Origin of the sequence: Halobaculum roseum (assembly GCF_019880245.1) — an archaeon.
GTDB classification, from domain to species: Archaea; Halobacteriota; Halobacteria; order Halobacteriales; family Haloferacaceae; genus Halobaculum; species Halobaculum roseum.
Genome location: NZ_CP082286.1, coordinates 1,555,439 through 1,579,552, shown reverse-complemented (window position 1 = coordinate 1,579,552; position 24,114 = coordinate 1,555,439). Strand labels below are relative to the sequence as shown.

The following is a 24,114-nucleotide window of genomic DNA, read 5'->3' as shown; positions in this document are numbered from 1 at the left end:
ATCGGCCCGCCGACCACGCCCGATCCGCCGCCGGACCGTCCCATCGGACCCCCCGGCGCCGCGGCCGCAATTCCTGCCTGTTTATCATCCCGGATCCGGAACACCTCGTGTAATGGTCGTCGGAGACATCTCGACGGGAACGGACGTGGCCGTCATCGGGGCCGGCCCCGGTGGCTACGTCGCCGCCATCCGCGCGGCACAGCTGGGGCTCGACACGACCCTCATCGAGAAGGACGCCTACGGGGGAGCCTGTCTCAACCACGGTTGCATCCCCTCGAAGGCGTTCATCCACGGCGCGAACGTCGCCCACGAGGCGGGCAACGCCGAGGAACTGGGCATCTACGCCGACCCCGCGGTCGACGTGGAGCGCATGCAGCGCTGGAAGAGCGGCGTCGTCGACCGCCTCACCGGCGGCGTCGAGAAGCTGTGCAAGGCCAACGGCGTCAACCTCGTCGAGGGGACCGCCACGTTCGCCGACGAGAACAAGCTGCGCGTCGCCCACGAGGGCGCCGGCCAGGGCAGCGAGTCCATCGAGTTCGAGCACGCCATCGTCGCCACGGGGTCACGCCCGATCCAGATCCCCGGCTTCGAGTTCGACGGCGAGCACGTGCTCTCCTCGCGCGACCTGCTCGGGATGGAGTCGCTCCCGGACAGCCTCGTCGTCGTCGGCGCCGGCTACATCGGCATGGAGCTGTCGACGATGCTCGCGAAGCTGGGCACCGACGTGACCGTGGTCGAGATGCTCGACGACGTGCTCCCCGGCTACGAGGAGGACGTGCAACGGATCGTCCGCAAGCGCGCGGAGGAGCTCGGCGTCGAGTTCCACTTCGGCGAGGGCGCCGCCGGCTGGGAGGAGACGGCCGAGGGCGGCGTCGCCGTTACGACCGAGACCGAGGAGGGCGAGGAGGCGGAGTACCTCGCGGATCAGGTGCTCGTCGCCGTCGGTCGCTCGCCCGTCACCGACACGCTGGAGCTGGAGAACGCCGGCCTCGAACCGAACGAGAACGGGTTCCTCGAAACGGACCACCAGGCCCGCACCGACGTGGACTCGATCTTCGCCGTCGGCGACGTGGCCGGCGAGCCGATGCTCGCGCACAAGGCCAGCGCGGAGGGGATCGTCGCCGCGGAGGTCGCCGCCGGCGAGCCCGCCGCCCTCGACTATCAGGCCGTGCCCGCGGCCGTCTTCACGGAACCGGAGATCGCGACCGTCGGGCTCACCGAGGCGGAGGCCGCCGAGGAGGGGTTCGAGCCTGTCGTCGGCGAGATGCCGTTCAACGCCTCCGGTCGCGCACTGACGACCACCCACACCGAGGGCTTCGTCCGGATCGTCGCCGACGAGGGGACCGGCTTCGTGCTCGGCGGGCAGATCGTCGGCCCCGAGGCGTCCGAGCTGATCGCCGAGCTCGCGCTCGCCGTCGAGATGGGCGCCACCCTGGAGGACGTGGCCGCGACGATCCACACCCACCCGACACTCGCGGAGGCGACGATGGAGGCCGCCGAGAACGCGATGGGGCGGGCGATCCACACGCTGAACCGGTAGTCCGGTCGGCCCGCCGGTCGGTCTCCGACGTGCGATGACGCCGTTCGCGTCACGCTTTTCACACGACGCGGAGTCGATCCGCCATGGGTCTGTTCGACCGCGACACGGACATGAGCGAGTCCGACGACGAGGGCGACGACGCCGCCGACGGTGCCGACGCCGACGGGCCGACGTTCGAGCCGATCGCCGGCACCGCGGACGGCGACGGGGCCGACGGCGAGGACGACGCGGACGAGGGGGACGTGCTCTCGAAGCTCGTCGGCGCGAACTTCCGCGACGACGACTTCAACGGGACGCTCAAGCGCGCGGTCGACGTGGAGGCCGGCGTCGTGCTGTACGCCTATTCCAACAACACCACGAACACGGGCGGGCTGGCGGCGGTCCCGATCGACGAAACGAGGCTGCTGGACGAGTAGCGACCGCCGGACGCGACGTTCCGGGTCCCGTGGGCCTTTCCGTCGCCGGCGTGTTTCGACCCGTAATGAGCGACGCCGAGGACGACCACGGCGACTTCTCGTCGATCCGTGAGTCCGTCGACGGCAACCCGATGACCGGGTTGCTCCGCTACTGCGTGCCGTACTGGCCGCGGCTGTCGGTGGGGCTGGCGGCGGCGATCACCACGCGACTCGCCCGGCTGCTCCCCTCGCTGCTCGTCGCGGCGGCCATCGATCGCGTGATCCTCGGGAGCGGCGAGCCCGGCCTGCTCGCGCAGGCCGGGCTGTTGCCCGGCGGCACCATCGCGGGGGAGGCCGCGCGGTTGGCCTTCCTCCAGCGGCTCGTCGTCATCGCCGCGCTGGCGTACCTGATCCGGTCGGTGACGCGCTTCGCCTCGCGGTACCTGTTCCAGTCGACCGCCCAGAAGGTGCAACGCGACCTCCGCAACGACACCTACGATCACATGCAGCGCCTCTCGCTGGGGTTCTTCGCGGACCACCAGACCGGCGCGATGATGTCCGTGCTCAACCAGGACGTGAACCGCCTAGAGCAGTTCCTCAACACCGAGATCCGACAGGGGATCCGGGTCGTCGCCACCGTCGGCGGCATCGCGGCGATCATGTACACCTACTCGCCGAAGCTCGCGCTCGTGGCGCTCGCGCCGGTGCCGATCATCGGGCTGGCGTCGGGACGGTTCCTCACGTGGATCGAGCCGAAGTACCGCGGCATCCGCGAGACGGTCTCGCGGCTCAACTCCCGCCTGGAGAACAACATCGGCGGCGCCCGCGTCATCAAGGCGTTCAACCGCCACGACTTCGAGCTCGACCGCGTCGCCGCCCAGAGCGAGCGGTACCACGACGAGAAGGTCGAAGCGATCCGCGCGCGGCGGGCGTTCTTCTCGGGGCTGCGGCTGCTCACCGGCGTCGTCTTCGTCGCCATCCTCTGGATCGCCGGCAGCGACATCATCCGCTACGGCCTCGGCAACACCGACCCCGCGACGCTCACCGCCGGCTCGGTCGCGCTGTTCTTCCTCCTCCTGCGCCGGCTCTACTCGCCGATGCGCCGCGTCGGCAAGACCGCCAACAAGTACCAGCTCGCAAAATCCAGCGCCGAGCGCGTGTTCGGCGTGCTCGGTTACGACCCCGCGGTCACCTCCCCGGCCGACCCCTACGTCCCCGAGTCGGTCGACGGCCGGGTGACGTTCGACGAGGTCCGCTTCGGCTACACCGACGAGGAGGAGGTCATCTCCGGGATCGATCTGGACGTGGAGCCGGGCGAGACGGTCGGCCTCGCGGGCACCACCGGCGCCGGGAAGTCGACGCTCCTCAAGCTCATCCCGCGCTTTTACGACGTTGACTCCGGCGCCGTCGAGGTCGACGGCGTCGACGTGCGCGAGTACGACCTCACCGAACTCCGCGAGCACATCGGCATCGTCGAGCAGAACCCCTACATGTTCTCTGGGACCGCCGCCGAGAACATCGGCTACGGCGACCTCTCGGCGCTCGATCGGGACGCGGCGGGGGCTGTCGCCGGCGACGGTGCCGACGAGCGTGCCGGCCGGGGCGGGACCGACGACGGGCCCGGCGAGCGCATCGTCGAGGCCGCGAAGGCGGCCGAGGCCCACGAGTTCATCACGGACCTCCCGGACGGCTACGACACCCAGATCGGCGAGCGCGGCGTCAAGCTCTCGGGCGGCCAGCGCCAGCGCATCGCCATCGCGCGCGCCCTCCTGAACGACCCGGAGATCATCGTCCTCGACGAGGCGACCTCAGACGTGGACACCGAGACGGAGGAGCTGATCCAGCGCAGCCTCCGTCGGCTCATCGCCGACCGGACGGCGTTCGTCATCGCCCACCGGCTGTCGACCATCCGCGACGCCGACCGCGTCGTCGTCATGGAGGACGGCCGGGTCATCGAGCAGGGCTCACACGACGAGTTGGTCGCCGCCGACGGCGACTACGCGGACCTGTGGGCCCGGCAGGCGGGCGACGGCGAGGAGGCGGAGTCGCTGGCGGCGGCCGACGATTAGGGCGAGGCGCGAGCGGAGCGAGCGCCTCGGGAAGTCGAGCGGGGAGCAACGCGACCCGCGAGACGCGAGCGAAGCGAGGTCGACCGAAGTCCTCGTGAGCGGAGCGAGTCTCGCGGAGGGAGACCTCGGACCACGGCGGAGCGGTCCTCGTGCCGCTCTGACCACGAATCGCGCCGCCGACCGTCCCGGGCCGATCGCGGACCCGCGCAGCTGGAACCGCCGCAACACTGTTTGTCTGGGGTGTCGCCGCTACGGCCGTCATGGGTGAGCGACGATGAGCGACGACCGGGAGGGGGGCCCGGGTGAGGACCCGTCGGGCGCGACGCTGTCGTATCGGAACATCCTGGAGCGGGAGATGGAAAGCGCCCTCAAGGAGATCGACCGCCCGTCGAAGGGAGTGTTCCTCTCGGGGCTCTCGGCCGGGCTCAACCTCAGCTTCGGCGCGCTGTTCATGGCGATGGTGCTCACGTTCTCCGGCGGCTTCGACTCCGCGCTCACCCGACAGGCGGCGCTCGCGGGCATCTCCGCGATCGCGTTCCTCTTCGTCGTCGTCGGGCAGACGGAGCTGTTCACCGCCCACACGACGATGGCGGTCCTCCCGCTGGCGAACGGCGACGCCTCCCCGGCGGAGGTGCTCCGGCTGTGGAGCGTGGTGTACGTCTCGAACCTGGTCGGCTGTGCGGCGTTCGTCGGGGTGATCGCCGCCGTCGGCGAGCCGATGGGGATCGCGGAGGCGTCGGCGTTCGGCACGCTCGCGGACGCGCTGTTGGGGCTCCCGTGGTGGGTGACGCTCCTGTCGGGCGTCGTCGCGGGCTGGCTGATGGGGCTGGCGACGTGGCTGTCGGCCGCCAGCAGGGACACCGTCGGCCGCGTCCTGCTGGTGTTGCTCGTCACGGCGACCATCGGGTTCGGGCCGTTCCACCACGCGATCCTCGGGACGACCGAGGTGCTGGCGGCGCTGGCGCTGACCGACGGCGTCACGGTCGCCGACTTCGCCGGCTTCCTCGTCACGACGACCGTGGGGAACGTCCTCGGCGGCGGCGTGTTCGTCGGCCTGCTCAACTACGGACACGTCGCGCTCGCGGGCGACCCGCAGGACGTCGAGTTCGACGCGGGCGGCGGGGACTGATCCGCGGGACGGACTGACCCGCGGGGCGGACCGATACCCGGGACGGTGACCGCCTCGCGTGCGCGCCCGCGCTCGCCAGAGGGTATTTCCGGCTCGCTCCCCTGTTCCTGTCCATGAGTACGAGACCCCCGGGCCCCCGCGGCGAGCCCCTGTTCGGGAACGGGCGGCGCTACTCCCGGGACCCCTTCTCGTTCATGACCGACGTGGCGGACGCCTACGGCGACGTGATCCGCCTCGATCTGGGTCCGCGGGAGACGTACATGCTCACGAACCCCCGCGACATCGAGCGCGTCCTCGTGTCGGACTGGTCGGCGTTCGGCAAGCCGAGCCTCGACGACGCCGTCGACGACCTCCTCGGCGACGGCCTGCTGATGAGCGAGGGCGACCGCTGGCGGCGACAGCGCGACCTCGCGAACCCCGCGTTCCACGCTCGCCGCATCGCCGGCCTCGACGACGCGATCGTCTCGCACACGACCGACGCGCTCGCCGGCTGGGGGAACGGCGACCGGATCGACGTGCAACTGGAGCTCGCGCGCCTCACTGTCCGGATCATCGTCACCGCGATGTTCGGCACCGGCATCGACGAGGGGACCGTCAAGACCGTCCAGCGGAACCTCGAACCGCTCGGGCAACGGTTCGAGCCGAACGCGATGCGCGCGGTGATCCCGAACTGGGCGCCGACCCGGGAGAACCGCGAGTTCCACGACGCCGTCGCGACGCTCGAGGGCGTCATCGACGACCTCGTGGCGCGCCGCCGCGGCACCGAGGAGACGGCACCCGACCCCGCCGGCGACGCCGTCGACTCCCCGATGCCGATGGACCTGCTGTCGATCCTCCTTCGCGCCCACGAACGGGGCGAGCAGACCGAACAGGACCTCCGGGACGAACTGATGACGATGCTGCTCGCGGGCCACGACACGACCGCCCTCGCGCTCACCTACACGTTCTACCTGCTCTCGCGACACCCCGAGGCGAAGGCGCGGTTCCAGCGGGAGGTGGACGCCCTCGACGGGACCCCGACCGCGAGCGACGTTCGGGACCTGGAGTACACCGACCGCGCCCTCTCGGAGGCGATGCGGCTGTACCCGCCAGTCTACACCCTGTTCCGCGAGTCGAAGGTCGACACCCGCGTCGCCGGCTACCGGGTTCCGCAGGGCTCGCTCGTCATGCTCCCGCAGTGGGTCGTCCACCGCTCCGGGCGGTGGTACGACGACCCGGAGGCGTTCGACCCCGACCGCTGGGCCCCCGAGCGCGCCCGCGAGCGACCACGGTTCGCGTACTTCCCGTTCGGCGCCGGGCCGCGCCACTGCATCGGCAAGCAGTTCTCGCTGCTGGAGGCGAAGCTCATCCTCGCGACCGTCGGGCGCGCGTTCGATTTCGCGTACGAGGGCCCCGAGCTGGACCTTCGGGGGTCGCTGACGATGCACCCCGACCACCCGATGCCGCTGCGGCTCTCGGAGCGCTGAGGAAGAGCCGGTGTCGGATCGACGCCCGGATCCAGGCACCCCCCAACTCGGACCCCTCACCCCCGAAGCGGCACTCGCGCGGCGATCTCCTTGTACTCGCGCGTCCAGATCCCGAGCTCGTCGACCGTCCAGCGCACGTCGTCGAGGTCGCGCTCACGCAGTCGCGCGACCGCAGCCGCCGGATCGCCCGGTCCCTCGTACCCCCGCGCGAGCGTGACGTGCGGGACGTAGTCGGCCTTCTCAAGCCCCTCGACGGCGCCGAACTCCCGGACGAGCCGCTCGTGAAGCGTTCGGAGCGGATCCGTCGCCGGCGCGTCGCCGGAGCCTGCGGCGTCGTCGCTCGCGTCGCCGGCGCGGTCCGCAGACCCTCCGTCGCCGGCACGACTCGTCGGCCCCTCGTCGCGGCCGCGGTCCCCCGGATCGACGGCCTCGACCGCGAGGTAGACGACCGGCCCGTCGCCCAGCGGCGGGTCCTCGAACGCGTCGACGCCGGTCACGCGCACCTCGAAGGGCGCGACGCCACGCAGCGCCGGCCGCAGCCGCTCGCGGATCCGGTGGAGGTCGTTCAGGTCGCGGCCGTCGAGGCGCTTGACCACGAGCGTGTGGCGGTCGCGGATCGACGCGAACTCCGTCAGATCGGGTTCCAGCGACGCCGCGAGGCGTCGGACGGGCCAGGGGACGGGAACGTTGACGCTGTACACGCCGGCTCAGAGGTTGTCCGTCAGCCACAGCACGATGAGCACGACGATGACGACCCCGATGAGGCCCTTCAGCGGCCCGGCGATCAGCCCCAGCGCGAACCCGAGCACCCCGGTGACGATCTCGACGACGAGCCAGACGATCACGAGCAGCAACACGATCTTCAACAGATCCTCCACGTCCAGTGCCATACTCCCGCTTGGCCCGCCGCCGACGAAAACCGTTTTGGGTACCCCGGCGATGAGAGTGGGTATGCGACGCCCCGCGGCGGCCATCGCGCTCGCGCTCGTTCTCGCGCTCGCCGGGGTCACCCCGGCGCTCGCGGCCGCTACGGCGTCCGGAGGTTCCACCGCCGCCGCTGCCGCGCTCGATCCGTCCACTTCGCCCCCGGCCGATCTCGGCTCCGGGTTCGCACAGACCGGCGACATCGCCGCCGACACCGTCGTCCTCCGGGCGGAGATCGCCGAGGACGGGGACGCTCAGTGGCGCATCGCCTACCGGATCGAGTTGAGCGACGAGAACACGACCGAGGCGTTCGAGAGCCTCCAGGCGGACATCCGCGAGAACACGTCCGCGTACGTCGCCCGCTTCGAGGGGCGGATGGCGACGACCGTCGCGGCCGCCGAGAACGCGACCGGGCGGGAGATGGCCGCCACGAACTTCTCGGTGACCGCCCAGCGCAACCCGTTCCCGACCAGCACCGACTACGGCGTCGTCGCCTACACGTTCACGTGGGAGGGCTTCGCGGAGACGCAGGGCCAGCGCGTCGTCGCCGGCGACGCGTTAGCCGGGCTGTACCTCGACTCGGGGACCGTCCTCACGGTCGCGTGGCCCGAGGAATACGACGCCCGCTCGGTGTCGCCGGAGGCCGACGAACGCTCGGAGACGGCGGTGACCTGGCGCGGCGAGCGAAACTTCGGCCCGGACCAGCCCAGCGTGGTGCTCGTCTCCGGCTCCGCGCTGCCGGTTCGTCCCGTCTACCTCGCGGCCGCAGCGGTCGTGTTGGTCGGCATCGCCGGCGCCGTTCTCCTCCGTCGCCGCGGCGACCTCCCGATCGACGCCGGCGACGACCACGATGGGCTCGCGGGCGACTCCGCGGCCGCCTCCGGCCCCGACTCGGCTTCGGCGGCCGCCGACTCGGCCGCGGCCGCCGGCGACACGGACGCCGACGGCGACGGGTCCGACCCCGGCGACACGGACGCCGCCGCGTCCGACGGCGACGCCACGGCCCCGCCGGAGGAACTCCTCAGCCCGCACGAGCGCGTGCTCCGGCTCGTGACGGACAACGGCGGGCGGATGAAGCAGGCGGACGTGACCGAGGCGCTGGGCTGGAGCGCCGCCCGGACCAGCCAGGTCGTCGGCGATCTGCGCGACGACGGCGACATCGAGAGCTTCCGGCTCGGCCGCGAGAACGTCCTCCGCATCCCGGAGGCCGACGACGAACCCCACCCCGGCGACACCGAACGCGGCGACGACGGGTCGGACGAGTGACTGGTCGCTCGATCACGCACGGAATCGACCCACTGCGACGACTTAACGTCGCTTAACCGGGGTGAATCCGGGACGAGCGAGTCGACGGTATTAGTGGGTGGGCCCCGTTGCCGGAGGTATGAGTCGGACGACCGTGCTCCTGGCGGTCGCGATGCTCGTCGTTGCCGGGGTCCCGGCGACGGCGGCGTTCGCCCAGGAGTCGTCTGAGGAGCAGCCGGGGGCGACGTTCGCGGGCGTCGTGGGTGTCCAGGGGGCGGAAGTCGAGGGCGAGGTCGCCCAGCGATCGCTCGACCGTCGCCTCGCCGACGCCGAATCGAACGCCTCGAAGGCGGCCGTCGTCGCCGGGGAGACCGAGGACGCCAGACAGCAGCTCTCGGAGCTCCGCGAGCGCCGCGAGACGCTGGACCGGCGGTACGAGTCCGGCGAGATCACCCGCGGGGAGTACCGGTCCAAGCTCGCGCGCATCGGCGCCCAGATCCGGACGCTCGAACGCCGCCTGAACGCCACCGCGGCGGCCGCGGAGGGGCTCCCCGAGGAGACGCTGCGTGAGCGCGGCGTGAACGCCTCCGCGATCGACGAGCTGCGCCGCAACGCCTCGGAGATGGCCGGCGGCGAGGTCGCGGAGGCGGCCCGCGGGATCGGCGGCGCCGACACCGGGAAGGGACTCGCCGGCGACCCCGGTCCGCCCGAGGACGCCGGCCCACCCGCTGACGCCGGCAACGGGAACGACGGTCCGCCCGAGGACGCCGGACCGGGCGACGGTGACGACGAGGACGCGGACGATCGCGGCGAGGGTGCCGCCGGGAAACCGAACGACCGCGGGAATCTGAACGGGAGCGAGACCGCGGGCGAGAACGGCGAGGCCGGCGCCAACGGGACCGGAGACGCCGACGGGGCCGAGGACCGCGGCAACGGGAACCGAACGACGGGTGCCGGCGAGAGCGACGGGAACCGGACCGACGACGGGGACCCACCGGGTTCTCAGGATGACGCGGACGACTCCGGCGACGACCGGGGGAACGCGAACCACGCCGACGGCGGCGCGGACGGGTCCACGGACGCCGGCGACGGGAACGGGTCCGGCGACGGGTCCGACGGGGCGAACGCCGGCGGCGGCGCCGATAGCGACGACGCAGACGGCGGCGACGAGCGCCGTGGGAACGGAAACGGCTCCCCCGACGACGGCACCGCGACCCCGACCGAGTCGCCCGGGGACGACGGTGGCGACCGCAGTGTCGACGACGGGTGGTACCTCACACTCCGCTGATATCACACCCCCCACGTCGGACGCTTCTCGGACGCCGACATCGGACCGTTCTCCGACCGCCGGCGTCGACCCGCGACCGTTCGACCCCGCGAAACCTGTAAGTAGCGTGTCGTCCAACTCGAAGCCATGAACGACGCCGGCGGTCGATTCTTTCGGACGCTGGGTCGCATGAGCGCCGGCGAGGTCGGCATCCCGGACCTGCTCCCCGACGACGGCCGGGTTCAGATCGGTCTCGGCGTCGCGCTCGCCCTCCTCGCGTGGGCCGTGCTCCCGATGATGTACGCGATCGGGGGGATGGTGCTCGTCCTCGCGCTGGTCACGCTGCTGTCGACCGTCGAGATCGTGCAGGCCTACGAGCAGCGCGCCCTCACCGTGCTCGGCTCCTACAGCGGGCTCCTCGACCCCGGGATCCACCTGATCCCCCCGTTCGTCTCCCGGACCTACCGGTTCGACAGGCGGGCCCAGACCATCGACGTGCCGACCCAGGAGGCGATCACCCGCGACAACTCGCCGGTCACCGCCGACGCGGTCGTGTACATCCGCGTCGTCGACGCCGAGCGGTCGTTCCTCAACGTGGAGGACTACCGCCGGGCGACCGCGCTGCTCGCGCAGACCTCCCTTCGGGCGGTCATCGGCGACATGGAACTCGACGAGACGCTCTCGCGGCGCGACGAGATCAACCGCCGCATCCGGACGAACCTGCAGGGGCCGACCGACGAGTGGGGCGTCGACGTCGAGATGGTCGAGGTGAAGGAGGTGTTGCCCACGCAGGGCGTCCTCGACGCGATGGAGGAGCAGACCTCCGCCGAGCGCCGCCGCCGCGCCATGATCCTCGAGGCGCAGGGCGAGCGCCGCGCCGCCGTCGAGACCGCCGAGGGCGAGCGCACGGCGAACGTCCTCTCCGCACAAGGCGAGAAGGTCGCGTCGGTGCTGGAGGCGCAGGGCGACGCCGTCTCCACCGTCCTGCGCGCCCGCGCGGCGGAGTCGATGGGCGAGCGCGCCATCGTCGACAAGGGGATGGAGACGCTGGCGGCCATCGGTCAGGGCGAGTCCACCACCTTCGTCATCCCGCAGGAGCTGACGAGCCTGCTCGGCCGCTACGGCGAACAGCTCTCGGGATCGGACGTGCAGGACTCGGCGGCGCTCGACTCCCTGGCGTTCGACGACGACGAGCGGGAGCTGCTCGGGCTGGACTCCGTCGCCGAGATGCTCGAACCCGAGGCCGAGAACGGCGCGGAGGCGAACCCGGAGTGGGAGTCGACCTACGAGTCGGGGTGACGCGGGCGGGAGGTCGGCCCGACGTTCGCGTCCGATCGCGCCCGTCCGCGCCCGCGACGGCGACCCGGTCCGCCAGTCGCGCCGCTTAACCGGCTCTGCCGTGTACCGAGGCGCCAATGAGCGAGACACGCGACACGCGGGAGTTCTGCCCGCGCTGCGGCGACCCGGTGCCCGAGCGCGAGGAGCCGCTCCCGGGCGAGCCGCGCGAGCGCGACCGCGTGCTCTGTGACGCCTGCTACCTCGAGGACTTCGAACTGGTCGACGCGCCCGACCGCGTCGAGGTGACCGTCTGTTCGCACTGCGGGGCGGTCCACCGCGGCAACCGTTGGGTCGACGTGGGCGCGCGCGACTACACCGACGTGGCCGTCGACGAGGTGTCGGAGGCGCTGGCGGTCCACCTGAAGGCCGAACAGATCCAGTGGGGGGTCGACCCCGAGCAGGTCGACCGGAACACGATCCGGATGCACTGCACGTTCGCGGGCGTCGTCCGCGGGGTCCACGTCGAGGAGGAGGTCGTCGTCCCGGTGAAGATCAGCCGCGGCACCTGCGACCGATGCGGCCGCATCTCCGGCGGGAGCTACGCCGCGGTGGTGCAGATCCGCGGTCGCGACCGCGTCCCCGACCCCGCCGAGCAGTCGAAGGCCGTCGAGATCGCCGAGTCGCTCGTCGCCGAGCGCGAGGCCGACGGCGACCGCGAGTCGTTCGTCACCGAGGTGATCGACCAGCCGGAGGGGAAGGACGTGAAGCTCTCCACCAACAAGCTCGGGAAGGCCGTCGCGACCCAGATCACCGAGGAGTTAGGGGGAAGCTACTCGGAGGCGCCGACGCTCGTCACCGAGGACGGCGACGGCAACGAGGTGTACCGCGTCACCTTCGCGGTCCGCCTGCCGAAGTTCCGCCCCGGCGACGTGATCGACCCCGACGACGGCGAGGGGCCGGTGCTGGTGCGCTCGGTGCGGGGGAACCTCAAGGGCGTCCGCATGGCGACCGGCGAGCCCTACGAGGCCCGCTTCGAGGAGGGGGAGACGCCCGACGCCGAAACGGTCGGACACGTCGACGACGCCGTCGAGACGACCGTCGTGGCCGTCGAGGACGACAACGCGGTGCAGGTGCTCGACCCCGAGACGTACGAGGCGGTGACGGTGGCGCGCCCGTCGGGCGTCGACGAGGAGGCCGAGCGCGTCGAGGCGGTGAAGACCGACGCGGGACTGTACGTGGTGCCGGACGACGGGGAGGCCGAGGACGACACCGTCGACGGGGAGTAGCGGCGGCTACCGGTCCCTTCCGAGTCGATCGATCGCGTCGAGCACCTGCGCCCTCCCGGACGCCCGCAGCAGCGGCGGCGACCCCTCGATCTCGGTTCGCGTCCAGAACCGCGCGTCGGCGGCGTCGTCGGCCGCCTCGACGGTCCCGGTCGCGTCGGCGGCCGCGGCGGCGTAGTTGAACGAGACCATCGACACGCCGTCCTCGAACCGGAGGAACCCGTCGCCGACGAGCGTCAGATCCGCCGGGTCGACGGACAGGCCGGTTTCCTCCTCCAGTTCCCGCGCCGCCGTGACCGCCGGCGGCTCGTCACAGAGGCAGTGACCGCCCGCCAGCGCCCACGCGCCCTCGTCGCGGCCCTCGCCCATCTCGATCAGCAGCGCGCGGTCGCCGTCGACCACCGTCGCGCGGGCCATCGGGATCGGGTTCCGGTACAGCGTCAGGTCGCAGTCGGGGCAGTACGGCCGCTCGCCCTCGTGGGTCTCGCGGGCGCCGAGCGACGCGCCGCAGGCGGGACAGTACGAGACCGCCGACGTCTCGACGGTGTAGCTCACGGGCGAACGGGCTCGGTCTGCCGTCTTGAGTGCTTCCCCCACCCGGTCGACCGTCCCCGATCGTTATCTCCCCCCGAGGCGTCAAGCCCGCCGTGCAGCGCCGCGCCCTCCTCGCCGCGCTCGCGACGCTCCCGGCCGCGACGGTCGCCGGCTGCGGCGCGCGCGACGGCCCGATAACCGACCGCTCGTTCCGGATCTGTGACTTCGAGAGCGACTGCGGCCGTCGGGCGCCCGACCCCGGCGGCGACCCGGTGATCGAGCGCCGCCCGGAGTCCCGCGAGATCACGATCTACGGGGCGATGTACGTCGGCTCCGGCTCGTGCGACCGCGCGGTCCTGGAGTCGACCCGCGTCGTCGACGACGCGCTCGTCGTCCGCGTCGGCGTCGGGAGGCAGGGGATGTTCGGGTTCGGCGCCGTCCCCAGCCCCGGCTGTACGGCGGACATGAGCGTCGACCGCTACCGGGTGGGGGTCCGGTTTCGCTCGTCGCTCCCGGCGTCCGTGCGCGTCGTCGAGGACGCCGCGTGGGATCCCGAGCCGTAGGCGACGGCGTGGGCGTCGCTCGGCGGTGGGGGAGGAAGTGAACGAAGCACGCCCGATCAGTCGGCGTTGACGTGTGAGGGGCCGCTCGGGTCGAGCGACGGCCCCGCGGATCCGATGCCGCGGCGGCGGCACAGCTCGTCGAAGCGGTCGAGGTCGACGCCGGCCTTCCGGGCGGCCTGCGTCCGTGTGAGCGTTCCGGCCTTGAACAGCGTCAGGGCGGTGTCGACACCGTGGATCGTCATGATTCTCCCTTCTACAAGGGAATACATAATCCTTCGTGAGATAATATGTCATGATACGCGTGGCGATCCGCGCCGCTCCGGGATCGTGATATAAGGACGTACTCGGATCGTCGTGGATATCGAAGGGCCTACTCCCCCCACACGTCCGACAGCGGGTGGTCCGCCATCGGGTCCTCGTCGCCGTCGCCGCCGCGGGTACCGCCGTCCGAGGCTCCCGCCGCTCGCGACGAGGAGGAAGACGACGAGGACGACCGGCCAGCCCCGCCGGATCCGCCGGATCCGCCGGATCCTCCCGATCCGCCGCTGAATCCCTTGGTGCCACCGCTGCCGCCGCCCGAGCGCCCGCGACCGATCCCGTGGCCGGCGCCCGAACTCGGGCCTGGGTCGGCGTCCATCCCCGCCATCGCCGCCTCGGGGTCGAACTCGGGGAGATCGGGGGTCGACATGCGGTCGATCTGGTCGCGGAACCACGGCGGCGTGTCGGCCTCGGCGCGCTCGAACAGGTCCAGGAGGCTCGAATCCGCGAGGTACGTCGCGCCGTGGTCGTCGGGCGCGCGCACGACCCGGCCGCACGCCTGGATCACCGTCCTGAGCGCGGCGCGGTGGTACCACGGCCACTGGCCGTCCTCCAGCCTGGCGGCGACGCGGGAGTCGCCGGTGTTGAGGTACGGCGCCTTACACAGCACCTGCCAGCGACAGAGGTCTCCCTTCAGGTCCAGCGCCTCCTCCATCTTCACGGAGACGAAGACTTCGGGATCGTCGCTGGCCTTCCACGCCTCCAGTTGGGCGTCGCGGTCGTCGCTGTCGTGGCTCCGCACGCGGGCGGCGACCCCGAACTGGTCGAACCGCTCGGCCAACTGTCGCGCGATGGCGTAGCTGTGGGCGTGGATCAGCCCCTTCTCGTCGGGGTGGCGCGCCATCAGCCGCAGGCACAGGCGCGCGACCTTCGGGAGCGTCTCGTCGCGGTGTTCGTACGTCATTTTCCCCCGCGTCGTGTCGAACAGCGGTCGGTTCTCGACGGGGAAGGTGTGCTCCACGTCGACGAGCGCGACGTCCTCGGGGTCGAGCCCGACGCCGCGGCAGAACGACTCCTTGCTGAGGATCGTCGCCGAGAGCAGGGCGAAGCGGTTGCCGCGGTCCCAGACGGTGTGTTTCAGGTACTTCTCGGGGTCCAGCGGCTTGATCGTGAGCGCGCCGCCCTCGCCGTCGGGCTGGTCGACGACCCACGTCGTCGCCGACTCCGTATCGCGGTAGTCCTCAAGGAACCACTTCAGATCCGAGATCAGCTCCTGGAGGCGGTCGCGCCGCGCGGCCTCCTCGGGGCTCAGGTCGCCCTGCCGGAGCAGCTCGTCCTTCTCGTTCGAGCAGACGCCCAGCAGCGCCTTCACGAACCGCGCGGTGCGTTCGAGCGGGCCGACCTCGTCGTTGTGCACGTCGGGGACGCCCACGTCGTCCCAGACGGGTACCGTCGTGGGCGACAGCTCGATGGTCGCGTACATCTCCGCCCACTCCGCGAGGCCGTGGGCCTCGTCGACGACGACCACGTCGCGCTTCCGGAACACGTCGGAGCCGGCCGTCTGCATGAAGTACGCCAGCGTCATCGCGGCGATGGGGCGGTTCGAGGCGATGGCGCGGTCGGAGTAGTACGGACAGCGGTGCTGGACCGAGCAGTCGTACCCTCGCTGGCGGGCGCAGGGCGCACGGTTCACGGGCGTGTCCTCCTCGCCGGGGAGGATGCAGGTGTAGTTGGACTTCCCGCGGATCACGTTCAGGTCGTCGAGCAGGTCGTCCTCGGCCACATCGTCGAGCTGGGACACCTGCGGGGTGGTGTAGTACGCGCCCGTCGCCTCCGAGGGGCTCGCCTCCTCGACGCCGCGGGCGGCGCCTGCGATGGCCCGCGCGAGCAGCGACTTCCCGCTGCCGGTCGGGGCGCGCACGAGGACGACGCGGTTGCCGGCGGCGAACGCGTCCGCGATGTCCGAGAGCGCCCGCTCCTGGGCGCCGCGGAAGGAGGGTGCGGGGAACTCGGAGCCGATCCGATCGGGGTCCACGGTCGTCAGACCGAATCGGCGGCCGGCGGGTAAGCGTGTCGAATGGTGGAACCCGTCGTCGGCCCCGAGCGGTTCTCGTCGTCGGCGGTCCTCACTCGTCGCCGTCCCCCGGAAGCGCCTCGACGTGCCCGCGGGTGACCTCCTCGTCGTCGGGCAGCCCCTCGATGCAGTCGTAACACAGGAAGTGCTCGGAGCCGTCCGAAAGCTCCAGCGTCAGGCCGTCGGTGCTCCCGGTCTCGAACGACCAGAGGTCGCCGATCCCGCCGCCGAGACGGACGCGCCGGTCGCACCCGTCGCAGCGCTGCTTGCTCATGGAACCGCTCGGGACGGCGCGGGCATAAGCCCGCGGCTCGCCGACCGGGGACAGCTTCTTGCGCGGAGCCGGCGTCAGTTAGCGGTGGCATGGACGTGAACTGCGAGGGCTGTGCCGGCTGCTGTCTCGACTGGCGGCCGCTGGGCGCCCCCGACGACCGCGAGCGCGAGGGACGCTACCGCGCGCTCGACGACGCGTACCACCTCGTCCCGCTCTCGCGCGACGAGGTCCGCGGGTTCGTCGACGCGGGCCTCGGCGACGCGCTCGTCCCGCGGCTGTTCGCGGCCGACGGCGACCGCGCCACGACGGTCGACGGGCACGAGGTCGCGGGGATCGACGGCCGCCCCGCCTTCCTGGTCGGCATTCGCAAGCCCCCGAAGCCCGTCGCGCCGTTCGAGGGCGAGCGTGTCTGGCTCGACGCGTGCGCCTTCCTCGACCCGGACACGCTGAAGTGCCGGATCCACGACACCGACCGCTACCCCGACCGGTGTCGAACGTACCCCGGCCACAACCTGGAACTCGACGCCGAGACGGAGTGCGAGCGCGTCGAGCGCGTCCACGGCGACGCGGGCGACCGACTCGTCGACGACACGGTCCCCGAGGACCTCCCGCCGCCCCCGCTGGGCCGGGGGGCGCTGGGCTCGACAGTGTTCCTCCACCACGATCCCGAGGCACTCGCCGACTCGGGCGCCGTCGGGCGGCTGATCGACGGGGAGGCGACGCCGGCCGACCGGGCCGCGTTCGTCGCCGCGGCCGCCGCGTCGGCGCCCGGCACGGCCGCAGTGAACGACGACCGCTACGAGCAGACCCGCGAGCGCGTGCTCGCGGCCGACTCGTGGGTGGGCAACGCCGCGGCCGAGTGGGACGCCGCCGCCGGCGACCCCGGGGACCGCGTCGGCGACGCGCCCGACCCCGAGCGCGTGGAGGTCGACCGCGGGGCGCCCGCGACGACCGACTGGGAGAGCTGACCCGGCCGAGAACGTGGGGCCCGCCGACCCGCCGGCCCCGAGACCAACTGTTATCGGCGCCCGCCGAGAGGGGAGCGTATGCGCGTGCTCGTGACCGGCGCGACCGGGTTCATCGGGAGCCGCCTCGTCCCCGCCCTGCGGGCGGCGGGACACGAGGTGGTCGTTCTCGTCCGCGACGCCGATCGGTACGGCGGGACCGAGAGCCCCGGCGCAGACGGACGATCCGGGCCGGACGACGCCGACACCGCGGTCCGGGTCCTCGAGGGCGACCTCCTCGCGCCCGAGGATGTTCGCCTCGTCACCGGGCCCGGGGAGACGACCCCCCAGCCGCTGGGGCGGTGGCTCGCCGCCCTCGACTGTGACGCCGCGTACTACCTCGTCCACTCGATGGGCGAGAGCGACGACTTCGCGGAGACCGACCGCCGCGCGGCCGAGGCGTTCCGAGCCGCCGCCGACGAGGGCGGCCTCGATCGGGTGATCTACCTCGGGGGCCTCGGCGACGAGGCCGAGGAGGAGCTCTCCGAGCACCTCCGGTCGCGCCGCGAGGTCGGCCGGATCCTGGGGGAGGGGAAGTACGACCTGGTGACGCTGCGCGCGGCGGTGATCGTCGGCGACGGCTCCGCCAGCTTCGAGATCATCCGCCAGCTCGCCGCCCGGCTCCCCGTGATGGTCACCCCCCGCTGGGTCCGGACCGAGTGTCAGCCGATCTTCGTCGACGACGTGATCGCGTACCTCGTCGGCGTGCTCGACGCCCCGGCGGCGGCGGGCGGCGTCTACGACATCGGCGGGCCGGACGTGCTCACCTACGAGGAGGTGCTCCGCCGGACCCGGGAGGCGCTGGGCGGGCGGCTGTTCGTGGTCCCGGTCCCGGTGCTCACGCCACGCCTGTCGTCCCGGTGGGTCAGGCTCGTCACCGACGTGCCGAGGGGCGTGGTCGACCCCCTCGTCGACGGCCTCCGGACGCCGGTCGTCGCCGACGACGCCGCCATCCGCGAGCTGGTCCCGGTCGAGCTGACGCCGTTCGACGAGGCGGTCCGAACCGCGCTCGCGCGGCGGGACGACCGGATCGATCCGGGCGACCGAGAGGATCGAGACGACCGGGCCGACCCCTCCGACGAGCGGACGACCGAACCCGCCGGGGGCGCCGCCGGCGGGGCGGACGGCGACGCCGCAGACCGGCCACGGACGGCGACCGATGACTCGGCGGACTCCGAGAGGTCCACGTGAGCGGACCGACCGCGGGCGACGAGGGCCGCACGGACCGGCCCGCCGGCGGACCGGCGGCGGAGGACCCCCCGCTGCGTGCCGACTTCGGCGACGCGTGGGTGTACGAGAGCATCGTCGGCGCGGTGCCGGGGGCGGCCCTCTCGGCGCCCGTCGCCATCGGCCTCCAGATCGTCGTCTTCGAGGCGGGGATCCTCGCGCTCGCGGCGGCGTACGACCTGTGGGACGCCGTCCCGGTCGGGACCGTCGCGGTCGGCGTCGCAGCCGTCGGGAGCCTCCTCATGCTCACCCTCGGCGACGAGAACCGGACGCTCGACGTGTCGCCGAGATACTACCGGCTGCTGTTCGGATCGAGCATCGAGGTGGTGCTCGCGGTGCTGGCGTTCTCGGGGGTGGTCACCCACCTGTTCGTCGTCGACCCGGCGGCGGCCGGCCCGCCGGCGGTCCTCCTCCGCCTGCTCCCGGTCGCAGTGGCGCCGGCGGGGGAGCCGATCGTCGCGGAGCTGTTCGGCGAGCGGCCGCCGGCGCCGGCCGTCTTCCTCGCGCTCGTCGTCGTGTGGGACCTGTGTTACCGGATCGGAACCTCCTGGTGGACCGCGGTCGTCTCGCTGTACCGCGAGCTCCGCCTGGAGTGTGGCCCCGGAACCCGTCCACGCTTCCGTCGGCTGGACGCGCTCAACGTCGGGTTCGCGTTCGTCCAGCTCGCGCTGGTCCCGTTCGTCGCCGACCGTCCGGTGTTGCTGGCCGCGCTGGTGGGCCACGTCATCGCCGTCACCGTCGTCTCGGGGGCGGCGATCGCGCTGTCGTTGGCGGCGGAGTAGGTGTCGTTGGCGGCGGGGTAGCTGTCGCTGGCGACGGAGTAGTGGCGGAGAACGACGACCGACGGTCGACGGTCGACGACCGTGCAGTAATCGCTGTCGGGTTCAGTCGTCCTTGATCGACTCGAACTGGTCGAGGAGTGCCTCCGCGGATTCGCCGGAGTCGTAGGTGACCCTCCCGCGGTACTCGCTTCGAGCCTCCGCGAAGTCGCCGTCGAGGCGGGTCTTCGATTCGCGACGTTCGTGCTCGTCCTCGTCGTAGGCACCCATTGACATGGTACGACATGACGTAACAAATTGTGTGTAATATATGTATCGGTCGTTCGTGGGATACCGGTACCCCGCCGCCGGGCTCGGCGCCACGAGCGGAGGCTTCAAACCGCCGGCCCGACCAGTTCCGGTGTGGCACGTCCCCTACGGTTCAGATACGCTCCCGGCTCCTGGTCGGCGTCCCGGATCCGCGACGACCTCTACGGGCCGCTCGACGCCAACCTCGGGGCGACCGAGCGCGACCCGTGGTTCGCGCCGCCGGCGGGCTACGAGGCCCGACGGTTCGACATGGACGACGGCAGTCTCGCGCTGTTCTGCTGGACGGACGACGGCGAGGGTCCGGCGGGCGTCGGCGGCGGCCCCGGCGCCTACTGGCTCGGCAACACGGAGACGCCGTCGGCGCTGTGGCGCACCGAGAAGTACGCGTTCGCGGACGTGCCGTTCCCGGTGACGCGGTGGGCAGAACGCGAGCTGACGGCCGTGCTCTACGAGGAGGAGCCGTGGCTCGAGGACTTCCCGCATCTCGCGTGGTACTTCCTCCCCGTGCTGTGCTCGAAGGACGGCGCCGAGACCACCCGCGAGTTCTTCCGCGAGCACGCGGCGGGGTTCCCCGACGTCGACCGGTTCGAGGCGCTGGGCTTCTACGAGCAGTTCCTCGCGACCGGCGTCATGGACGACGAGCGCGAGGAGATGGCGAGCAAGCTCGGCACGAGCGAGTACATGGACCTCACCCGCATGACCGCGACGATGGGCGAGTTCGACGTGGCGCGCCTGCTGGTGAACGCCGGCTACGACATCGAGCCGGAGATCGAGGTGTCGACCGACCACGTCATCGACTACCGTGCGACCCGCGCGGACGGCACCTCGACGCTCGTCGAGGTGACCCGGCCGGTCGCGCCCAACCGGCGCTCGGCCGGCACCCCGTCGGCGGCCGTGCGCGACACCGTCGAGACGAAGACGAGCGGGCAGCTGGAGGCCCACGGCGGCGGCATCACGCTGTTCGTCGACTGCTCGTCGTTCCCCGACGACGACTGGTTCGCCGTCCGCGGGGAGCGCCCCGAGGTGGGCCACCGGCCGGCGGTGGTGTTCCGCTCGCGTCCCGACGGCCGGACCGAGGCGTACAGCACGGGGAGCGTCCCGCTGGAGCTGGACGCGGCGCTGGAGTGGGTCTGAGACGGCAGTCGGCAGAAGGTGTGGCCCCGGAACGCTGGTGACTGAGCCGGACCGGAGCCGGATGCATGGCGGTGGTGTGTGGCCGCGGCGGTGGCGGGCCGCCGCGGGGTGGCGATCAGAACGAGACGGGATCCGGTCCGTCCTCGCCGACCGCCGGCGCGTCGCGATCGCTGTAGAAGCGGCGACCGACGGCCTCGTGGCCGACGCCGCCGCGGAGGGTCATCCACACGTCGTCGGCGGAGTGGAAGGTCTCCGAACCCAGGCGACCGAGTACCGCGCCGATCGTCTCGCTCCCGTCCTGCAGTTCGATACGGGTATCGCCGTACGCGTCGATGAGTTCGCCGCTCGTCGCGGGGTACTCGTGGGCGGATAGCTCGTCTTCCGTGCCGTTCAGGCGCATCAACTGGTCGGACGCGAGCCGAGTATGTAATGATTGTCCATGTACGACCTTCGTGGGAACGGTAGAATATAACGTATTATTATGGCCTTTCATCGCGTGATCGTCGTCCCTGCCGTCCGGCGCGCGGCCGACCGGAACGCCCTTGCGCGCCGCGCGCCCCCGATCCGGCAATGGTAGTCGCGGACCTCCACGCGCACACGACCGTCTCCGACGGGACGTTCACGCTCGACACGCTGGTCTCGACGGCCCGGGAGGCCGACCTCGACGCCGTCGCCGTCACCGACCACGACCGGATCCACCCCGACCTCGACGCGCCCGTCGTCGACCGCGACGGCGTGACGGTCGTGCGGGGCATCGAGCTGCGCGTGGAGCTGCCGGACGGCGAGCGCGTCGACCTCCTCGGCTACGGCGTCGACGACGACCCCGACCTGCGCGCCGAGTGCGACCGCCTCCAGCGTGACCGTCGCGAGCGCGGTCGGCGGATCATCGAGCGCGTCGAGGAGCACCTCGGCGTCGACCTCGACGTCGAGGCCCGCGCCGGGCTCGGCCGGCCGCACATCGCCCGCGCGATCGACGAGAGCGACGCAGCATACGACTACGAGGACGCCTTCGCGCACCTGATCGGCGACGACGGTCCCTGCTTCGTCCCCCGCGCGGTCACGCCCGTCGAGCGCGGCGTCGACCTCCTCGGGGACGCCTGCGCCGTCGTCGGCCTCGCGCACCCGTTCCGGTACGACGACCCGGCGGCCGCCCTCGACCTCCTCGTCGAGTACGACCTCGACGCCGTGGAGCGGTTCTACCCGTACGCCGACGCCGTCGAGGACGACCCCGACGCGGTGGAGTCGCTGGCGCGCGAGCACGACCTCCTGTTGACCGGGGGGAGCGACGCTCACGGGAAGGAACTCGCGGTCGACGGGCTCGACGCCCGGCGGTGGGTCGCGGTGCGCGAGCGGCTACCGGGGCCGTGATCGGTTTCCGGGGCCGTGATCGGTTGCCGGAACCCTGACCGGCCACGGGAGGCGCGGGGTTAAGTACGATCGAGCCCCTCGATCCGGGTATGCAGTGTCACTACTGCGACCGGGAGGCGGCGTACGCCGCCGAGCGCGGCGGGGTCACGGTCGGCCTGTGCGAGTCGCACTTCCGCGACCGCGTCGAGGAACTCGCCGAGAGCGAGGGCCTCGAGGCGCTCCGGGAACAGGTCGACGTGACGCAGGCCGACCGGGAGTCCTGAGACGGACGGCCGTCGGTCCCCGCGGTTCGTCCCCTCCTTACCACAGCACGTCCACGCCGAACACGTACAGCCCCGCGAGCGCCGACTCGAACACCAGCGTGCCGAGCGCCGAGAGCACGACGAACCGGCGGCGGTCCATCTCCGCCAGCCCCGCGGGGACGGTGAGCATCCCGCGGGTGAACAACAGCGCGTTCGAGACGGGCACGACGACCGGACCCCAGCGATCGAACCAGCCGTCGAAGCGGTCGAGGCTGTCCTCGCTCACGCGGAACCAGCGCTTCTGCAGGAGCCACTCCCGACCGCCCCGCTGGGCGACGGTGAACAGCACCACCTGTCCCACGGTCGCGCCGAGCACCGCGATCCCGATCACCGCGACGACGGTCCCCGGGGAGTGGCCGAAGAGGATGAGCGACCCGGGGACGATCAGCTCGCTCGGCATGAAGTACATCAGCATCGCCCCCTCCAGCACGAAGACGGCGAACAGCGCGAGGTAGGCGTACTCCGAGGCCAGCATCGACTCCAGCCACGGGGGCATCGCGCCGACCTGGAGGGGCGAGAGCGTCACGGATCCCGCTTGCCCGTCTCCGGATATAGGGTTTGTGTGATTCGCCGTGCGACGACGGCGGTCGCCGGCGTCACCCCGGCGGCGCCGCGCTGACAGCGTCGCCGCGTCGACGGCCGCGAGCGTCGGGTTTACCTCCCACGCGGGCCGACGCTCAGGCATGTTCCCGACCGACCGGCCGCGCCGCCTGCGCACGGACGGCGTCCGGCCCCTCGTCTCCGAGACGGCCCTCTCGGCGTCGGACCTGATCGCGCCGGTGTTCGTCGACGCGACGACCGACGAGCGCGTCGCCATCGAGTCGATGCCCGGCCACGAGCGCGTGCCCGTGAGCGAGGCGGTCGACCGCGTCGAGGAGGTGCTGGCGACGGGTGTCGAGGCGGTGATGGTGTTCGGCATCCCCGAATCGAAGGACGAGGTCGGCTCGCGGGCGTACGCCGAGGACGGCGTCGTCCAGCGCGCGGTCCGCGATATCGCCGCCGAGACGGACGCGTACGTCATCACGGACGTGTGCCTCTGTGAGTACACCGACCACGGCCACTGCGGCGTCCTGGAGGACGAAGCGGCCGACGACCCGACGCTCACCGTCCGCAACGACGAGACGCTCGAACTCCTCTCGAACACGGCCGTCTCGCACGCCGAGGCCGGCGCGGACATGGTCGCGCCCTCCTCGATGACCGACGGGATGGTCGGCGCAATCCGCGAGGGTCTGGACGAGGCGGGCTTCGCGGAGGTGCCGATCATGAGCTACGCCGTGAAGTACGAGTCGGCCTTCTACGGGCCGTTCCGCGACGCCGCCGACGGCGCGCCCGCCTTCGGCGACCGCCGGCACTACCAGATGGACCCCGCGAACCGCCGGGAGGCGCTGCGGGAGGCCCGCCTCGACGCCGAGGAGGGCGCGGACGTGCTGATGGTCAAGCCCGGCCTGCCGTACCTCGACATCGTTCGCGACGTGCGCGAGCACTCCGACCTGCCGGTCGCCGCCTACAACGTCTCCGGCGAGTACGCGATGTTGCACGCCGCCGCCGACCGCGGGTGGCTCGACCTGGAGGAGACCGCTCACGAGTCCCTCCTCTCGATGAAGCGCGCCGGCGCGGACCTGATCCTCACGTACTTCGCGGAGGACATCGCCGACCGGCTCTGAGGCGGGGACTGAACCGCTTCGACGATCC

The 24,114-nt window shown here is 72.0% G+C and carries 26 protein-coding genes; 17 read left to right on the top strand and 9 right to left on the bottom strand.

Annotation, left to right across the window (positions count from 1 at the left end; genetic code table 11):
* The first annotated feature begins 112 nt into the window (after positions 1–112).
* The 5 genes from lpdA to K6T36_RS07975 all read left to right on the top strand — a co-directional run bounded on the left by lpdA (position 113) and on the right by K6T36_RS07975 (position 6,599).
* The gene (lpdA, locus tag K6T36_RS07995) at positions 113–1,540 is read left to right on the top strand and encodes a dihydrolipoyl dehydrogenase (RefSeq protein ID WP_222920822.1); all 1,428 of its coding nucleotides are present in this window, start codon (positions 113–115) and stop codon (positions 1,538–1,540) included.
* An 83-nt stretch (positions 1,541–1,623) separates the two neighbouring features.
* On the top strand, positions 1,624–1,956 hold the full coding sequence (locus K6T36_RS07990; RefSeq protein WP_222920821.1) for a hypothetical protein: 333 nt from the start codon (positions 1,624–1,626) through the stop codon (positions 1,954–1,956).
* 65 nt (positions 1,957–2,021) lie between these two features.
* Positions 2,022–4,004 (top strand): ABC transporter ATP-binding protein, encoded by a 1,983-nt coding sequence (locus tag K6T36_RS07985; RefSeq protein WP_222920820.1) that lies wholly within the window; start codon positions 2,022–2,024, stop codon positions 4,002–4,004.
* A 274-nt stretch (positions 4,005–4,278) separates the two neighbouring features.
* Positions 4,279–5,133 (top strand): formate/nitrite transporter family protein, encoded by an 855-nt coding sequence (locus K6T36_RS07980; RefSeq protein ID WP_222920819.1) that lies wholly within the window; start codon positions 4,279–4,281, stop codon positions 5,131–5,133.
* Positions 5,134–5,246: 113 nt separating this feature from the next.
* A complete protein-coding gene (locus K6T36_RS07975; RefSeq protein WP_222920818.1) occupies positions 5,247–6,599 on the top strand; it encodes a cytochrome P450 in 1,353 nt (450 codons plus the stop codon).
* Between the two features lie 56 nt (positions 6,600–6,655).
* Here the strand turns inward: K6T36_RS07975 and K6T36_RS07970 are convergent, their stop codons facing one another.
* Together K6T36_RS07970 and K6T36_RS07965 are read right to left on the bottom strand one after the other, a co-directional pair.
* A complete protein-coding gene (locus K6T36_RS07970; protein ID WP_222920817.1) occupies positions 6,656–7,300 on the bottom strand; it encodes a 2'-5' RNA ligase family protein in 645 nt (214 codons plus the stop codon).
* Positions 7,301–7,306: 6 nt separating this feature from the next.
* Entirely contained in the window at positions 7,307–7,489 is a 183-nt protein-coding gene (locus K6T36_RS07965) for a DUF7554 family protein (RefSeq protein ID WP_222920816.1), read from the bottom strand.
* Positions 7,490–7,550: 61 nt separating this feature from the next.
* On the opposite strand from K6T36_RS07965, the gene K6T36_RS07960 reads away from it, so the two are divergent.
* From K6T36_RS07960 to K6T36_RS07945, 4 genes are all read left to right on the top strand, one after another.
* Complete coding sequence (locus tag K6T36_RS07960; protein ID WP_222920815.1) at positions 7,551–8,789, top strand: helix-turn-helix transcriptional regulator; 1,239 nt, start codon at positions 7,551–7,553, stop codon at positions 8,787–8,789.
* A 118-nt stretch (positions 8,790–8,907) separates the two neighbouring features.
* Positions 8,908–10,056 (top strand): hypothetical protein, encoded by a 1,149-nt coding sequence (locus tag K6T36_RS07955; RefSeq protein WP_222920814.1) that lies wholly within the window; start codon positions 8,908–8,910, stop codon positions 10,054–10,056.
* Positions 10,057–10,329: 273 nt separating this feature from the next.
* Positions 10,330–11,334 carry an SPFH domain-containing protein gene (locus tag K6T36_RS07950; protein ID WP_225935220.1) on the top strand — a complete coding sequence of 335 codons (1,005 nt, stop codon included), beginning with the start codon at positions 10,330–10,332 and terminating at the stop codon, positions 11,332–11,334.
* A gap of 116 nt (positions 11,335–11,450) precedes the next feature.
* On the top strand, positions 11,451–12,599 hold the full coding sequence (locus K6T36_RS07945) for a 60S ribosomal export protein NMD3 (protein WP_222920813.1): 1,149 nt from the start codon (positions 11,451–11,453) through the stop codon (positions 12,597–12,599).
* A 6-nt stretch (positions 12,600–12,605) separates the two neighbouring features.
* On the opposite strand, the gene K6T36_RS07940 is transcribed toward K6T36_RS07945, so the two are convergent.
* Entirely contained in the window at positions 12,606–13,151 is a 546-nt protein-coding gene (locus tag K6T36_RS07940; protein WP_222920812.1) for an NUDIX domain-containing protein, read from the bottom strand.
* A gap of 92 nt (positions 13,152–13,243) precedes the next feature.
* Here K6T36_RS07940 and K6T36_RS07935 point away from each other — a divergent pair, with 92 nt between their 5' ends.
* Positions 13,244–13,693 carry a hypothetical protein gene (locus tag K6T36_RS07935; RefSeq protein WP_222920811.1) on the top strand — a complete coding sequence of 150 codons (450 nt, stop codon included), beginning with the start codon at positions 13,244–13,246 and terminating at the stop codon, positions 13,691–13,693.
* 56 nt (positions 13,694–13,749) lie between these two features.
* On the opposite strand, the gene K6T36_RS07930 is transcribed toward K6T36_RS07935, so the two are convergent.
* The 3 genes from K6T36_RS07930 to K6T36_RS07920 all read right to left on the bottom strand — a co-directional run bounded on the left by K6T36_RS07930 (position 13,750) and on the right by K6T36_RS07920 (position 16,299).
* A complete protein-coding gene (locus tag K6T36_RS07930; protein ID WP_222606125.1) occupies positions 13,750–13,935 on the bottom strand; it encodes a UPF0175 family protein in 186 nt (61 codons plus the stop codon).
* A 128-nt stretch (positions 13,936–14,063) separates the two neighbouring features.
* Positions 14,064–15,986 carry a helicase C-terminal domain-containing protein gene (locus K6T36_RS07925; protein ID WP_222920810.1) on the bottom strand — a complete coding sequence of 641 codons (1,923 nt, stop codon included), beginning with the start codon at positions 15,984–15,986 and terminating at the stop codon, positions 14,064–14,066.
* 91 nt (positions 15,987–16,077) lie between these two features.
* The gene (locus tag K6T36_RS07920) at positions 16,078–16,299 is read right to left on the bottom strand and encodes a DUF7561 family protein (protein WP_222920809.1); all 222 of its coding nucleotides are present in this window, start codon (positions 16,297–16,299) and stop codon (positions 16,078–16,080) included.
* Between the two features lie 89 nt (positions 16,300–16,388).
* Here K6T36_RS07920 and K6T36_RS07915 point away from each other — a divergent pair, with 89 nt between their 5' ends.
* From K6T36_RS07915 to K6T36_RS07905, 3 genes are all read left to right on the top strand, one after another.
* Positions 16,389–17,267, top strand: coding sequence for a YkgJ family cysteine cluster protein (locus K6T36_RS07915; RefSeq protein ID WP_222920808.1), 879 nt, complete (start codon positions 16,389–16,391; stop codon positions 17,265–17,267).
* A 78-nt stretch (positions 17,268–17,345) separates the two neighbouring features.
* Complete coding sequence (locus tag K6T36_RS07910; RefSeq protein ID WP_222920807.1) at positions 17,346–18,494, top strand: NAD-dependent epimerase/dehydratase family protein; 1,149 nt, start codon at positions 17,346–17,348, stop codon at positions 18,492–18,494.
* 71 nt (positions 18,495–18,565) lie between these two features.
* Positions 18,566–19,312 carry a DUF7530 family protein gene (locus K6T36_RS07905; protein WP_222923396.1) on the top strand — a complete coding sequence of 249 codons (747 nt, stop codon included), beginning with the start codon at positions 18,566–18,568 and terminating at the stop codon, positions 19,310–19,312.
* 102 nt (positions 19,313–19,414) lie between these two features.
* Here the strand turns inward: K6T36_RS07905 and K6T36_RS07900 are convergent, their stop codons facing one another.
* Entirely contained in the window at positions 19,415–19,585 is a 171-nt protein-coding gene (locus K6T36_RS07900) for a DUF5786 family protein (RefSeq protein ID WP_345778293.1), read from the bottom strand.
* 126 nt (positions 19,586–19,711) lie between these two features.
* Between K6T36_RS07900 and K6T36_RS07895 the strand changes: the two genes are divergently transcribed.
* Positions 19,712–20,752, top strand: a complete 1,041-nt coding sequence (locus tag K6T36_RS07895) for a DUF5784 family protein (protein ID WP_222920806.1) — start codon at positions 19,712–19,714, stop codon at positions 20,750–20,752.
* 115 nt (positions 20,753–20,867) lie between these two features.
* On the opposite strand, the gene K6T36_RS07890 is transcribed toward K6T36_RS07895, so the two are convergent.
* A complete protein-coding gene (locus tag K6T36_RS07890) occupies positions 20,868–21,152 on the bottom strand; it encodes a DUF5789 family protein (protein WP_222606118.1) in 285 nt (94 codons plus the stop codon).
* A gap of 170 nt (positions 21,153–21,322) precedes the next feature.
* Here K6T36_RS07890 and K6T36_RS07885 point away from each other — a divergent pair, with 170 nt between their 5' ends.
* Positions 21,323–22,120: a PHP domain-containing protein gene (locus tag K6T36_RS07885; protein WP_222920805.1), complete on the top strand. Its 798-nt coding sequence runs from the start codon at positions 21,323–21,325 to the stop codon at positions 22,118–22,120.
* Positions 22,121–22,209: 89 nt separating this feature from the next.
* Positions 22,210–22,383 carry a DUF6757 family protein gene (locus tag K6T36_RS07880; RefSeq protein ID WP_222606116.1) on the top strand — a complete coding sequence of 58 codons (174 nt, stop codon included), beginning with the start codon at positions 22,210–22,212 and terminating at the stop codon, positions 22,381–22,383.
* Positions 22,384–22,420: 37 nt separating this feature from the next.
* Here K6T36_RS07880 and K6T36_RS07875 read toward each other — a convergent pair whose 3' ends face one another.
* On the bottom strand, positions 22,421–22,918 hold the full coding sequence (locus K6T36_RS07875; RefSeq protein WP_222923395.1) for a DedA family protein: 498 nt from the start codon (positions 22,916–22,918) through the stop codon (positions 22,421–22,423).
* A 187-nt stretch (positions 22,919–23,105) separates the two neighbouring features.
* Between K6T36_RS07875 and hemB the strand changes: the two genes are divergently transcribed.
* Positions 23,106–24,086: a porphobilinogen synthase gene (gene hemB / locus K6T36_RS07870; RefSeq protein WP_222920804.1), complete on the top strand. Its 981-nt coding sequence runs from the start codon at positions 23,106–23,108 to the stop codon at positions 24,084–24,086.
* Positions 24,087–24,114: the final 28 nt, after the last annotated feature.